Genomic DNA, 13,564 nt, shown 5'->3' with positions numbered 1-13,564 from the left:
CCTGCTGGCTGAGATGCCGGCATCGCACCGATGTCCGGTACCGCCAGACTATCGGCACGGTTCGGCGCTGGACTAGGTTGGAGGAGTGCGCATCGACATCGTGAGCAAAGAGTTCCCCCCGGCCGTCTACGGCGGAGCCGGCGTCCACGTCGCGGAGTTGACCCGCGTCCTCGCCGCACGCGCCGACGTCCGCGTCCACGCCTTCGGCGACCCCCGCGACGCCGACTTCCACGGGGCCCAGGTGCTGACCTACCCGACGCCGTCCGGCTTCGAGCAGACCAACGGCGCCGTCCAGACCCTCGCCACCGACCTGACCATGCTCGAGTCGTTCGCCGGAGCGGACGTCATCCACTCGCACACCTGGTACGCCAACATGGCCGGCCACCTCGGCGCCCTGCTGCACGACACCCCGCACGTGCTCTCCGCCCACTCCCTCGAGCCGCTGCGCCCGTGGAAGGCCGAGCAGCTCGGCGGCGGCTACCGCGTCTCCAGCTGGGCCGAGTCCACCGCCTACCACGCCGCGGACGCCGTCATCGCCGTCTCCGAGGGCATGCGCCGGGACATCCTGAGGTGCTACCCGCAGGTCGACCCGGCCCGGGTGCACGTGGTGCACAACGGCATCGACACGAAGCTCTGGACGCCGCAGACCTCCCAGGGCGCCCTGGCCGAGCACGGCATCGACCCGGACCGGCCGTCCGTGGCCTTCGTCGGCCGCATCACCCGCCAGAAGGGCGTGCCGCTGCTGCTCAAGGCCGCCCTGCAGCTGCCGGAGGAGGTCCAGCTCGTCCTCTGCGTCGGCGCCCCGGACACTCCGGAGCTGGCGAAGGAGGTCGACGCCCTGTTCGCCCAGCTGCGCGAGAAGCGCGACGGCGTCGTGGTGATCGAGGGCATGCTGCCCCGCCAGGAGGTCATGGAGATCCTGTCCCAGGCCACCGTGTTCGCCTGCCCGTCCGTCTACGAGCCGCTGGGCATCGTCAACCTCGAGGCCATGGCCTGCGGCACCGCCGTGGTCGCCTCCCGCGTCGGCGGCATTCCCGAGGTCGTGGACCACGGCACCACCGGGCTGCTCGTGGACATCGAGCAGGAGGACGACGGCACCGGCACCCCCGTCGACGAGGACGCCTTCGTGGCCGACTTCGCGGCCGCCCTCACCCAGGTGCTCTCCGACCCGGAGAAGGCCGCCGCCATGGGCGAGGCCGGTCGCACCCGGGCCATCGAGCACTTCTCCTGGGAGACCATCGCCGAGCGCACCCTCGAGGTCTACCGGACCGTCCTGCGCTGACCCGGCTCCACGCGAACGGCCGCCCGCCTCTGGCTGAGGTGGGCGGCCGTCGTCGCGAAGGGCAGGACCCGGCCGGACCGGGTCACGTCAGGCTCAGGCGTCGGAGTTCTTCGCTTTCTTCGCCGCCTTCTGCCGGGCGCGCAGGGTGCGCTCGTGGACCGGGGCGTCACCCGAGGCGGCCAGCTCCGCGTAGTGGGCGTGGGCCTCCTCCTGACGCGCGTGCTCCTCATCGGTGGTCAGCTCCATGCGCAGGTGCTCCTGCTCCAGGCCGTAGGCCTCCACCAGCTCCTGGGCGAAGGGGCGAAGGCGTTCGGCGAGGCGGTTGATGTAGCCGCGCAGGGCCCGGGCGCGCTGGGAGGACACGCGGCCATGGGCCACGTACCAGCCGAGGTCGTCCTCCACCGTGCGCAGCGCGAAGAGGTCGCGCAGCCAGGTGAGCACGGTGCGGGTGTGCTCGTCCTCGATGCCCTCGACGGCACGGGTGAAGGCCTCCCACTGCAGCAGGGCGGCGTGGTCGCGGGCGACCTCGATCAGCTCGTGCTGACGGGAGTTGAAGGCGGCGGCCTGAGCGGCCTGGTCCTTGCCGCGCACCTTCTGCAGGGTGCCGGCGATGTCCGCGGTCTTCGAGCGCACCCGATCCGTCAGCAGGCTCTGCTGGACCTGCGGGTCCTTGAACCAGTTCGCCGAGCGGCGCTCGTCCGAGCGGTCGGACACGGACTGGACCACCTTGTGCAGGCCGGCCCGGTGCAGGGCCTCGGAGGCCTGGCTGGCCACGTACTTGGACACGGCGCCGACGTCGAGGCGGCCGAACTCCTTCGAGTAGTCCGTGAGCAGACGCTTGCCCACCAGCTGGAGCAGGACGTTGTTGTCCCCCTCGAAGGTGACGAAGACGTCCAGGTCCGCACGCAGCTGGGTGACCCGGTTGCGCGCCATGAAGCCCTGGCCGCCGCAGGCCTCGCGGGCCTCCTGGAGGGTGTCCAGGGCGTTCCAGGTGGTCACCGGCTTCACCGCCGCCGCGAGGGTCTCGAGCTCCTGGCGGTGATGGTCGGTGTCCCCGCGGCCGGAGAAGACCTCGTCGAACTTCTCCAGCAGCTCGTTGGCGGAGAAGGCGTCCGCGTAGGTGCGGGCGAGGCGGTCGATCAGGCGGCGCTGATGGTTCTGGTAGTCCATCAGCACCTCCTCGCGGTCCGGGGAGGACGCGTTGAACTGGCGGCGCTGGTTGCCGTAGGTGATCGCGCCCTGCAGGCCGAGGAAGGAGGCGCCTGTGGCGGACAGGGACAGCGAGACACGCCCCTGCACGAGGGTGCCGAGCATGGTGAAGAAGCGGCGGCCCGGGGAGGCGATGGGGGAGGAGTAGGTGCCGTCCGCGGCCACGTCGCCGTAGCGGTTCAGCAGGTTGGTGCGCGGGATGCGGACCTCGGTGAAGTGCAGTCGGCCGTTGTCGATGCCGTTGAGGCCGCCCTTGAGACCGTCGTCTTCGCCGCCGACACCCGGCAGGAAGTTCCCGTCCTCGTCACGGATCGGCACGAAGAAGCAGTGCACCCCGTGGTTGACGCCCTTGGTGATCAGCTGGGCGAACACCGTGGCGGCACGGCCGTGCAGTGCCGCGTTGCCCAGGTAGTCCTTCCATGCGCCCTTGAACGGCGTGTGGATCACGAACTCCTCGGAGGCCTCGTCATAGGTGGCCGTGGTCGCGATGGAGGCCACGTCCGAGCCGTGGCCGATCTCCGTCATGGCGAACGCGCCGGGCAGCTGCAGGGTGAGGGCATCCGGCAGCCACTTCTCATGGTGCTCGGCGGTGCCCAGGTGCAGGATCGCCGAGGAGAACAGGCCCCACTGGACGCCGGCCTTGATCTGCAGGGAGGGATCCGCGGTGACGATGTCCGAGAACGCCGCCACGGAGGCGCCGTGCGCGTCCTCACCGCCGAACCTGGCCGGGAAGGCGCGGGCGATGGCGTCGTTGTCCACGAGGATCCTCAGCTGGTCCAGCACGCGCTCACGGTGCTCGTCCATGCCGAGCAGGGGGTCGCGGTGCAGCGCCGGATCCTTCATCAGGGCGCGGGAGGCGCGGCGGACGTCGGCCCACCGTCCCAGCAGCGCCTCCTGGAGGGCGGCTCCATCGAGGGCGCCGGCTTCCGGGTGCTCCGGGGCGATCTGATCGATGTCGTGGGGAACGGAGTCCGTGGGGTCGGTGGCGGGGGTCCCGGTCGTGGGCTCTGCGGCGGTCATGAGGTGCTCCTTTGCGTGCGGGAAAGGGCGGATGTGGTGGATGTGGTGGATCCGGTCAGGCCGTTGAGCAGCCAGCCGGTGATCTGGGCGGCGGTCTGCTCCGCCGTGGCGCGGCCGGGCACGCCGGACGCGGAGAGCCAGGCCTCGCCGGCGGCCTTGACCATGCCGAGCGCGGCGGTGGGCCACAGCAGCAGGGGGTCGCCGTCGGCGGGTGCCTCGCGCCCGGCGGCGGCGAGATGGGCGCGCAGCCGCTCCTCCAGGGCCTGGTGCATGCGCTCGAAGAAGCCGTGGAGCGTCTGCGCGTCGGCGCCGTCCTGCAGCCCGTGGGCCGACTGCACGGAGAAGGCGTACACATGCGGAGAGGAGTCGGCCATCCGCAGGTAGGTCTCGACCATGGCGCCCAAGGCCAGGCGGGGGTCCGAGGAGGTTCCCACCGCTTCGAGCAGGCGCCGCTCCATCAGAGCGATGGCCTCCTGCGAGACAGCCTCCTGCAGGCCCGCCTTGTCCCTGAAGTACCGGTAGAACACGGACTTGGAGGTGCCGGCGTGGGCGGCGATCTCCTCCATGGAGGGGTGGGGGCCCAGGTCATGCACGGCCTCACGGGTGGCCCGAAGGAGCGCGCGGCGTCGCAGGCGGCGATGCTCGTCCCAGCGGGCATGACGCCCGTCGCGCAGCGAGGATGTGTGTGACTTCACGGAACCCACCGTATCAGGTACTCTCGGTTGCGGAAACACCGTTCGCCCTGGCGACGTCCCCTCTTCACGCGGACGCGCCTGCCCCTCGAAGGAGACCGACGTGACCGTCACCGACGCCACCGATTCCCGTCCCGCCGTCGCCGGCGGCCCGCTGCGCAAGGCCGTCGTGGTCGGCGGCAACCGCATCCCGTTCGCCCGTGCCAACACCGCCTACGCGGACGCGTCCAACCAGGACATGCTGACCGCGGCCATCGAGGGTCTCGTCGCCCGCTGCGGCCTGCAGGGAGAGCGCCTCGGCCAGGTCGCCGCCGGCGCCGTGCTCAAGCATCCGCGCAACTTCAACCTCACCCGCGAGTCCGTGCTCGGCTCGTCGCTGTCCCATGACACCCCGGCCATGGACCTGCAGGTCGCCTGCGCCACCGGCATGGAGGCCCTCGGCATCCTCGCGGACAAGATCCGCCTGGGCCAGATCGACTCCGGCATCGGCGGCGGCGTGGACTCCATCTCCGACTCGCCGATCTCCGTCTCGGACGGCCTGCGCCGTGTGCTCCTGCGCCTCAACGCCGCCCGCACCGGCAAGGAGCGCCTCGCCGCTCTCAAGGACCTCCGCCCGGGCCACCTCGTCCCGGAGCCCGCCGGGGCCGGTGAGCCCCGCACCGGCCTGGCCATGGGCGAGCATCAGGCCCTGACCACCCACGACTGGGGCGTGACCCGCGCCGAGCAGGACGAGCTCGCTCTCGCCTCCCACCAGAACCTGGCCGCCGCCTACGACTCCGGCTACATGGACGACCTGGTCACCCCGTTCCGAGGCCTGGCCAAGGACAACAACCTCCGCGGTGACTCCACCCTGGAGAAGCTCGGCCGCCTCAAGCCGGCGTTCGGCCGCCACCTGGGGGAGGAGGCCACCATGACGGCCGCCAACTCCACTCCGCTCACCGACGGCGCCTCGGCCGTGCTGGTCTCCTCGGAGCAGTGGGCCGCCGAGCGTCGCCTGCCCGTGCTGGCCGAGTTCGTGGACCACGAGATCGCCGCCGTGGACTTCGTGGACGGGGACGAGGGCCTGCTCATGGCCCCGGTGTACGCCGTCCCGCGTCTGCTGGGCCGCCACGGCCTGACCCTGGAGGACCTGGACTTCATCGAGATCCACGAGGCCTTCGCCGGCACCGTGCTCTCCACCATGAAGGCCTGGGAGGACGAGGAGTTCTGCCGCTCCCGCCTCGGCCTGGACGGCGCCTTCGGCACCGTGGACCGCGCCAAGCTCAACGTGCACGGCTCCTCCCTGGCCGCCGGCCACCCGTTCGCGGCCACCGGCGGCCGCATCACCGCCCTGCTGGCCAAGATGCTCCACGAGAAGGGCGAGGGCTCCCTCGGCCTGATCTCCGTGTGCGCCGCCGGCGGCCAGGGCGTCGTCGCCCTGATGCGCGGCCGCTGAGCCGAACCGACCGTCGAGACCGACTGAAGAAGGACTGATCTGATGAACGACCCGTACGGCACCTTCGTCGACTCCGCCGTCGGCAAGAGGCTCGCCAAGGCCCTCGGCCTGCCGATGCCCGTCCAGCTGCGCCGGCACACCCCGGGCGCCCCGCTGCTCGAGGGCCCGGCGCTCGTGCTCGGCGGCACCCCCGCCGCCGAGGCCGCCGCCCGCCTGCTGACCGGCTGGGGCGTGGAGGTCCAGACCTCCCGTGCCGAGTCCGTGAAGTACGCCGCCGTGGTGGCCTGCTTCGACGGCATCGACACCCCCGCGGCCATCGGCGAGACCGTCCTCGACCTGGGCGGCACCCTCCGTCAGCTGGCGACGAACTCCCGTGTGGTCACCGTGGCCGAGGACCCGGAGGCCGCCTCGGTGGCCGAGGACCCGGCCGCCCGCGCCGCCCGCCAGGGCATCACCGGCCTGACCCGGTCCCTCGCCCACGAGATGCGCGCCGGCGGCACCGCCAACGGCATCCAGCTCGGTGACGGCGTGGGCCTGGACGCCCCGGGCGCCGCCGGCGCCCTGCGGTTCCTGCTCTCCGGTCGCTCGGCCTACGTCTCCGGCCAGTTCCTCCCGGTCACGACGACGGCCGGTCGCCTCCCGGAGGACCCCGACCGTCCGCTGGCCGGGAAGGTGGCCGTGGTCACCGGCGCCGCCCGCGGCATCGGTGCGGCCATCATCCGCACCCTCGCCCGGGACGGCGCGACCGTGGTGGGCGTGGACGTCCCGGCCGCCGGCGAGTCCCTCACAGCCGTGGTGAACGAGCTCGGCGGCACCGCCCTGCCGCTGGACATCACCGCCGAGGACGCCGGCGCCAGGATCCTCGAGCACTGCCGTTCGCGTCACGGCCGCATGGACATCGTGGTGCACAACGCCGGCATCACCCGGGACAAGATGCTCGCCAACATGGACGCGGCCCGCTGGGACTCCGTCCTGGCCGTGAACACCCTGTCCCAGCTGCGCATGAACGAGGCGTTCCTGGCGGAGGACGCGAAGGACGTGGTGGGCGAGGGCCTGCGCATCGTCACCCTGGCCTCCACCTCCGGCATCGCCGGCAACCGCGGCCAGACCAACTACGCCGCCTCCAAGTCCGGCGTGATGGGCCTGGCGGCCGCCACTGCGCCGCTGCTGGCCGCCCGCGGCGGCACCATCAACGCCGTGGCCCCCGGCTTCATCGAGACCGAGATGACCGCGAAGATCCCGCTGCTCACCCGCGAGGTCGGCCGCCGCATCAACTCCCTGAGCCAGGGCGGCACGCCGGTGGACGTGGCCGAGGCCATCGCCTTCCTCGTCTCCGACGCCGCCGGCGGCACCAACGGCAACACGCTGCGCGTGTGCGGCCAGGCCATGATGGGAGCCTGAGATGACCGAGCTGCAGACCATGCCGTCCCTGGCCGCCTGCTACCGGGCCGCCTTCGGCCAGGCCGCCAAGGACGCCGTCACCAGGCGGCGTCGTCCCGCGGATCTGCCCGCCGCGCCGGTTCTCGTGCGCGGACACCGCATCTCTGCGGAGTCCCTGGACGCCTACCGCCGCCTGCTCGGCGTCGGCGAACCCGAGTCCGTGCCCTCCGTGCTGGTGCACATCGAGGCCTTCCCCGCCGCGATGCACCTGATGGCGGACGAGTCCTTCCCGCTGCCGCTGATGGGCATGGTGCACCTGACCAACACGGTGTTCCACCACCGCCCGGTCCCCGTGGACGTGCCGCTGGACATCACCGCCCGGGCCTCCGAGCTGGTGGCCCACCACGCCGGCACCGCGGTGGACCTGACCGTCACCGTCACGGACCCGGAGACCCGCGAGGTCCTCTGGGAGGGCGTCTCCCGCTACCTGGCCAAGGGCGTGCACCGCGGTGAGCGGCCCGAGCGTCCGGCCCGCGAGGAGTTCACCGCTCCCGGCATGACCGGGCAGTGGCGCTTCGACGGCGGCGCAGGCCGAAAGTACGCAGCCGTCTCCGGCGACTACAACCCGATCCACCTGAGCGGCCCCACCGCCAAGGCGCTCGGCATGAAGGGCGCCATCGCCCACGGCATGTACCTCGCTGCGAAGATGCTCGCCGGCCGCGAGCCGGCCGCAGCGGGCTTCCGCTGGGAGATCGGCTTCGACGCCCCGGTCCAGCTGCCCGGCACCGTCGCGGTCGCCTACGCCCATCCGGCCGCGGGCATCACGGAGGTGACCGGCTGGAACGCCCGCAGGGGCCGCCGGCACTTCACCGGCACGATCGCCCCGATCGAGGCCTGACCCGGCCCCACTCGCACCGAGGCCTCGTGTGAGGCAGACCGGACGGCCCCCGTCACCGCAGAGAAGGTGACGGGGGCCGTCGTCGTGAAGCGCGGCGGCGGGACAGGACCCGGGCAGGTCGCCGTCCGAGGAGACGACCGGTGCCGGCCGTCCCGTTCAGAGCCCGGCGACCGCTGCGCGCAGGCGGCGGGCGTAGTCGTCCCAGGTGTGGGAGCGGGCCCGGCGCTCGGCCTCGCCGGACATGGCGCGCCAGGAGGCCGGATCCTGGAGGACCCGCTCCAGGGCATCCGCCCAGGCCTGAGGCGTGTTCTGCCGGACGAGGCGCCCGGTGGCGCCGTCTGCCACCGCATGCACCAGCCCTCCGGTGCGGTGGGCGAGCACCGGCGTGCCGCAGGCCTGCGCCTCGAGGGCCACCAGGCCGTAGGACTCGGAGAAGCTCGGCATGGCCACCAGGTCCGCGGCGCGGAACTGGGCGGCGAGCTGATCGGCCGGGACCGGCTCGCTGAAGGTCACCAGGTCCGCCACGCCCTCGGCCTCGGCCAGGGCGGCCAGGTCCGGGGTGTCGGCGCCGGAGGGGGCCCCGTTGACGTGGGCGCGCAGGCGGTCCGTGCCCGGGGCGAGCACGCCACGGCGGCGCAGCTCGCCCAGCGCGGAGATGAGCACCTGGGGACCCTTGTGGTGCTGGATCCGGCCGGCGAACAGGACGCGCAGCTCCGGGTCGAACGGATCCACGTCCTCGGCCTCACCGCCGGGCCACCAGGCATGCCCCGCGGGAGTGAAGACGTCCGTGTCCACGCCGGGGGTGGCCACCACGATGCGGCGCCGAGGGGCGTCCAGCACCTCCATGAGCGTGCGGGCCTCACCGGGGGAGTTCACCACCAGCAGGTCCGCGCCGGCGGCGATCTCCCGCTCGGCCGCCCGACGCTCGTCCGACTCGGCCGCCGCCGGGTCTGCGGCCATCTTCATGGCGGCCACGGTGTGCATGGTGTGCAGCCAGGGTGCGTCCGCGGCCTGCGCGATGCGTCGGGCGGCCGGAGCGGAGAGCCAGTAGTGGCCGTGGACGAAGGCGATCTGCTCGTCCGCCACAAGGCCCTCCTGGTCCAGCCAGGCCAGTGCGTTGCCCGCGAACTCATCCGCGTGCGCGGCGAGGTCCTCCTTGGACAGCTCGCCGCCGGGACCGGCCGGGACCTCGACGACGGTCACCTCCTCCGCCTGCACGCGCGGGGCCGCGGACGGCAGCGCGGACACCACCGGATCCGGGCCGGTGCCACGGGTGAACACGACCGGCCGCATGCCCGTGCGGGCCAGCGCAGCGGCCTCGTGGCGGACATAGGTGTTCAGGCCCCCGGCGTCGCCCTGGCCGGGCTGGTCCAGGGGGTGGGTGTGGAAGGCCACCAGGACGGCGACCGGCACGTCCTGGCGCAGACGGCGGTCCACCGCGTCGAAGAGTCGGCCCGCCCGCGGGCTCGCCGCGATCTCGTCTGCGTGCACCACGGCGCCGTCCGGTCCGCCGAGGGGCACGGTCCAGTTGCGGTACTGGTCCTGGGTGGTGCCGGGCTGGTTCTGGATGCGGCGTTCTCCCACGGCGTCCACCAGGGCCACCGCGTGCAGGGCGGCGGGGGAGCCTGCGGCGAAGCGGTGCAGGGCCAGGATCTTCGCCTCGGTCTCGTCGGATGGCCGGCCGAGCGCGGGATCACTGGGCAGCTGAGCAGCGGCGTCGAGGAAGCCGGCGACCGTGTGCTCGTGGCCGGCCCGCTCGTCCGCGGGGTCCCCGTCTACGAGGCCGAGCGATTCGCGCAGGTCCAGGTGGACGCCCTCCAGGTAGCCGGCGGTCGGAGGCAGGTCGTGGGTGTTGACGGCCGCCATGGCCAGTGCCCGGTGGGTGCCGGGCTCGGTCGGGACGCCGTCCCGGTTCTCGAACCAGAGGATGGTGGTGCCCAGGATCCCGGCGTCCGCCAGGGCCTGCTGGACCCACGGCTCGAAGGTCCCCAGGTCCTCACCGACCACCACGACGCCCGCCCGCTGGGCCTCGATCGTCAGCACGGCCAGCATGGCCTCGTGGTCGTAGCTGACATAGGCGCCCTCGCGCGGACCGCGGCCGGCCGGGACCCACCACAGGCGGAACAGACCGAGGATGTGGTCGATGCGGACGCCGCCTGCATGGCGCATGACGGTGCCCAACATCTGGCGCAGGCCCGCGTAGCCGTTCTCCGCCAGCGCCTTCGGGTGCCACGGGTGCTGCGACCAGTCCTGGCCGAGCTGGTTGTACATGTCCGGGGGAGCGCCGACGGACATCGACTCCACGAGCTGGTCCCCGAGCAGGGCGAGGTCTGCGGCGTGGCGGTCGGCGCCGACGGCCAGGTCCAGCATCAGGCCCAGGCGCATCCCCGAGGACACGGCAGCGGCCTGCGCAGCGGCGATCTGCGTGTCCGCCACCCACTGGCACCAGCGGTGGAAGTCGCGTTCGTCCTCGGTGTCCGTGCCGGTGCGGACGGCGCACCAGGACGCGAAGTCCTCCAGGCCCCGGCCCTGGTCCGCGCAGAAGCGCTCATAGGCGGCCTGGCGCTCGGCCGAGCGACCCACGGCGTGCACGGCGCGCAGGGCGGGCCACTGCACCTCGGCGACCGCGGCGCGGTCGATCGGCCCGCCCGCGTCCACGGCGGCCTGCAGGGCGGCCCCCGCCGAGAGCCAGCGCTGCTGCTCCGCCTCGGGCAGGTCCGCGAACTCCGGGATCTCGGGAACCCGGACGACCTGCACGTTGAGGAAGCGGCGGCTGACGGGGGAGTAGGGCGAGTCGAGCGGGGCGTGGCCCGGGTCGATCGCATGCAGCGGGTTGAGCAGCAGGAAGTCCGCGCCGTGCTCGGCCGCCGCGGCGGCCACGGTGGCGGCGTCGTGCATGTCGCCGATGCCCCAGGAGCCCGAGGAGGTCACCGAGTAGAGCTGCGCGGAGGCGCCCCAGCCGCGGCGGGCCAGGAACGGTTCGGCGGTGGTGAGCCGTTCCGGGGCGCAGAGGACCGCGGCCTCGGCGACGGTGCGGCCGTCCACGGACACCACCAGACGGTGGTAGCCCACCGGCAGGGACTCGGGCAGCTGCAGGTGGCGCCGCTCGCGGTCGATCGAGTCCACGCTCCGGCGCTCCCCGAGGGAGTCGGTGGCCCCGGCGAGCACGTGGCTGCCGTCCTCGCAGACCACGGTGGCCGCCACCTCCGCGCCGGGGCGCACGGTGAGGGGGACGGTACGCCGCGAGCCGGAGACCGCCACCACCGTGGGCGCGACCACGCGGCGCCAGTCGATCTCCTCGGCGGCCTGCACCGCGGCGTCGAGGGCGACCACGCCGTCCGAGGGGATGTCCACGCCGAGGGCGGAGAGCACCTCCACGAGGACGTCGTCGGCGACGGTCTGGTCGGAGCCGTCCTGGCCGACGTAGGTCGGCTGCACGCCGTGCAGGCGGGCAAGACGGTGGAGAAGGTCCTGGGCGGCGCGGTTCACCGGTGTCCTCCATCGGATGCTCTGGGCCGGGCGGGGAGGCCTCGGTCGCTGAACGCGCGGGCGTGTGCGCACGAGGCCCACCCCCACACTACCGGGGCTGTCCAGGGCCCACGCCCCGACGAGATGCCGGACACGGCGAAGGCCCCGGCAGTTCTGCCGGGGCCTTCGCCTCGATGAGCAGTGCGCGAAGGGGGACTTGAACCCCCACGTCCTTATCGGACACAGCGACCTCAACGCTGCGCGTCTACCAATTCCGCCACTCGCGCTCATTGATGCGGACCCGGCCGTGGCCGTTCCGCCATGCCCTGCGCGGGCAACTCGAGAACTGTACCACGGTGCCTCGGCGACCGCCAAAACGCAGGTGAGGCACCGTCGTCGGGCCGTCTCGGCCAGCCATGATGAGTCGCCGCGGGACACCGCCCGCCACGGCGGATCGGCTCCGGCGCTAGCCTGAAGGCATGTCCGAGAACAGCGCACAGACCATCCCGACCGACGCCGAGGCCGGTGCGGAGCAGACCCCGTACCGCGATGTCGTCCAGATCTGCCGCGACCTGATCCGCATCGACACCACCAACCGCGGCGGCAACGTGTCCGTCGGCGAGCCGGAGGCCGCCGAGCTCTGCGCCGAGCTCATGCGCGCCGCCGGCATGGAGCCGCAGCTCTTCGAATCCTCGCCCGGGCGCGTGTCCGTGGTGGGCCACCTGCCCGGCTGGGAGCCGGACGCCCCAGGGCTGATCCTGCACGGGCACACGGACGTGGTCCCCGCCGACGCCTCCGAGTGGAGCGTCGACCCGTTCGGCGCGGAGATCAAGGACGGCATGATCTGGGGCCGCGGCGCCGTGGACATGAAGGGCATGGACGCCATGATCCTGTCCACGCTGCTGCACTTCGCCCGCACCGGACAGCGCCCGCGCCGTCCCCTCACGGTCGCCTTCTTCGCCGACGAGGAGGCCGGCGGCGTCTACGGTGCCGGCCACGTGGTCCGCGAGCACCCCGAGGTCTTCGCCGGCTGCACCGAGGCCATCAGCGAGGTCGGCGGGTTCTCCACCGAGATCGGGCGGACCCGCGCCTACCTGGTGCAGACCGCGGAGAAGGGCATCCACTGGCTGAACCTCAAGGCAGTCGACCGCCCCGGCCACGGCTCCGCCCCGCATCCGGACAATGCCGTCACCCACCTGGCCGCCGCCATGCAGCGCATCGGCACCCACGAGTGGCCGCTGGAGTACACCAAGACCACCCGCCAGCTGCTCGAGACCGTCGCCGAGCTCACCGGCACCGAGTTCGACGAGCAGGATCCGACCCCGCAGCTCGAGGCCCTCGGCCACGCCGGCACCTGGGTCGCCGGCACCCTGCGCACCTCCACCAACCCCACCGGGCTCGGCGGCGGATACAAGCACAACGTCATCCCGTCCACCGCCACCGGCACCGTGGACATGCGCACCCTGCCCGGCTCGGACGAGGAGGCGCTCGAGGTCCTCAAGACCCTGGCGGGGGAGAAGGTGCAGGTGGAGCACGAGCACCGGGACATCGCCCTGGAGACCCCGTTCTCCGGCGACCTCGTGGAACTGATGGCCACGGCCCTGCAGGAGGAGGACCCGGATGCCGAGGTGCTGCCCTTCATGCTCGGCGGCGGCACGGACAACAAGCACCTGTCCCGCCTGGACATCGCCGGCTACGGCTTCTCACCGCTGCGCCTTCCCCCGGACCTGGACTTCACCTCCCTGTTCCACGGCATCGACGAGCGCGTGCCCATCGACGCCCTCGAGTTCGGCTGCCGGGTCCTGGCCCGGATCCTCGAGCCGCGAGAGACGCAGCGCTGAGAGCAGGGCTTCCGTGCCCGCCGCGACGGGGGTACCGTGAGCGCATGAGCACTGACCCGCGCCTGGCCCTCGAAGCCCTCGTCGCCGCCTTCAACGAGCACCTGGTCGCCGTCCAGAACAGCCGCGGCGAGGACGACCCGGCCGTCGAGGCCGCGTTCTTCTCGATCGCCGACGCCTTCGAGGCCTACGAGGACGCCCTCTACGCCAGCACCGGCGAGGTCACCCCGCTCGAAGTGTTCGAGGACGACGATGACGACGACGAGGAGCTCGACGACCTCGAGGACTGACCGCCGCCGGCTTCCCAGAAGCCCCTCCTTTTCAGAGAGGGTGTTCACACCT

9 protein-coding genes and 1 tRNA gene are annotated in these 13,564 nt (G+C 72.7%); 6 read left to right on the top strand and 4 right to left on the bottom strand.

Annotated features, from left to right (window positions below; all coding sequences use genetic code 11):
• Positions 1-85 precede the first annotated feature (85 nt).
• Positions 86-1,282, top strand: a complete 1,197-nt coding sequence (gene glgA / locus FM125_RS00760) for a glycogen synthase (RefSeq protein ID WP_070638330.1) — start codon at positions 86-88, stop codon at positions 1,280-1,282.
• A gap of 93 nt (positions 1,283-1,375) precedes the next feature.
• On the opposite strand, the gene FM125_RS00755 is transcribed toward glgA, so the two are convergent.
• Both FM125_RS00755 and FM125_RS11650 read right to left on the bottom strand, forming a co-directional pair.
• Positions 1,376-3,511, bottom strand: a complete 2,136-nt coding sequence (locus tag FM125_RS00755) for an acyl-CoA dehydrogenase family protein (protein ID WP_087133328.1) — start codon at positions 3,509-3,511, stop codon at positions 1,376-1,378.
• A complete protein-coding gene (locus FM125_RS11650; RefSeq protein ID WP_180525274.1) occupies positions 3,508-4,206 on the bottom strand; it encodes a TetR/AcrR family transcriptional regulator in 699 nt (232 codons plus the stop codon). Before FM125_RS11650 ends, FM125_RS00755 begins: the two co-directional genes overlap by 4 nt.
• Before the next feature lie 100 nt (positions 4,207-4,306).
• On the opposite strand from FM125_RS11650, the gene FM125_RS00740 reads away from it, so the two are divergent.
• Genes FM125_RS00740 through FM125_RS00730 form a run of 3 tightly spaced genes read left to right on the top strand, consistent with a single transcriptional unit; the run spans position 4,307 to position 7,916 of the window.
• On the top strand, positions 4,307-5,638 hold the full coding sequence (locus FM125_RS00740) for an acetyl-CoA C-acetyltransferase (protein WP_067190726.1): 1,332 nt from the start codon (positions 4,307-4,309) through the stop codon (positions 5,636-5,638).
• 42 nt (positions 5,639-5,680) lie between these two features.
• Positions 5,681-7,039 (top strand): 3-oxoacyl-ACP reductase, encoded by a 1,359-nt coding sequence (locus tag FM125_RS00735; protein ID WP_067190728.1) that lies wholly within the window; start codon positions 5,681-5,683, stop codon positions 7,037-7,039.
• A gap of 1 nt (position 7,040) precedes the next feature.
• Complete coding sequence (locus FM125_RS00730; RefSeq protein ID WP_087133326.1) at positions 7,041-7,916, top strand: MaoC/PaaZ C-terminal domain-containing protein; 876 nt, start codon at positions 7,041-7,043, stop codon at positions 7,914-7,916.
• A gap of 156 nt (positions 7,917-8,072) precedes the next feature.
• On the opposite strand, the gene FM125_RS00725 is transcribed toward FM125_RS00730, so the two are convergent.
• Positions 8,073-11,405 (bottom strand): 4-alpha-glucanotransferase, encoded by a 3,333-nt coding sequence (locus tag FM125_RS00725; protein ID WP_245829678.1) that lies wholly within the window; start codon positions 11,403-11,405, stop codon positions 8,073-8,075.
• 181 nt (positions 11,406-11,586) lie between these two features.
• A tRNA-Leu gene (locus FM125_RS00720) sits at positions 11,587-11,671 on the bottom strand.
• A 192-nt stretch (positions 11,672-11,863) separates the two neighbouring features.
• Between FM125_RS00720 and FM125_RS00715 the strand changes: the two genes are divergently transcribed.
• Both FM125_RS00715 and FM125_RS00710 read left to right on the top strand, forming a co-directional pair.
• Entirely contained in the window at positions 11,864-13,225 is a 1,362-nt protein-coding gene (locus FM125_RS00715; protein ID WP_087133325.1) for a M20/M25/M40 family metallo-hydrolase, read from the top strand.
• A gap of 44 nt (positions 13,226-13,269) precedes the next feature.
• Positions 13,270-13,512 carry a hypothetical protein gene (locus tag FM125_RS00710; protein WP_067190732.1) on the top strand — a complete coding sequence of 81 codons (243 nt, stop codon included), beginning with the start codon at positions 13,270-13,272 and terminating at the stop codon, positions 13,510-13,512.
• The last annotated feature ends 52 nt before the right edge of the window (positions 13,513-13,564 follow it).

The organism is Micrococcus lylae (assembly GCF_900163825.1).
GTDB classification, from domain to species: Bacteria; Actinomycetota; Actinomycetes; order Actinomycetales; family Micrococcaceae; genus Micrococcus; species Micrococcus lylae.
The sequence above is the reverse complement of the archived record's forward strand: the minus strand, read 5'-3'. Positions and strand labels throughout refer to the sequence as shown.

Coding starts and splice junctions, on each gene's coding strand:
- FM125_RS00710 (WP_067190732.1), top strand. CDS start 13,270: ATGAGCACTGACCCGCGCCTGGCCCTCGAAGCCCTCGTCGCCGCCTTC.
- FM125_RS00715 (WP_087133325.1), top strand. CDS start 11,864: ATGTCCGAGAACAGCGCACAGACCATCCCGACCGACGCCGAGGCCGGT.
- FM125_RS00755 (WP_087133328.1), bottom strand. CDS start 3,511: ATGACCGCCGCAGAGCCCACGACCGGGACCCCCGCCACCGACCCCACG.
- FM125_RS00730 (WP_087133326.1), top strand. CDS start 7,041: ATGACCGAGCTGCAGACCATGCCGTCCCTGGCCGCCTGCTACCGGGCC.
- FM125_RS00735 (WP_067190728.1), top strand. CDS start 5,681: ATGAACGACCCGTACGGCACCTTCGTCGACTCCGCCGTCGGCAAGAGG.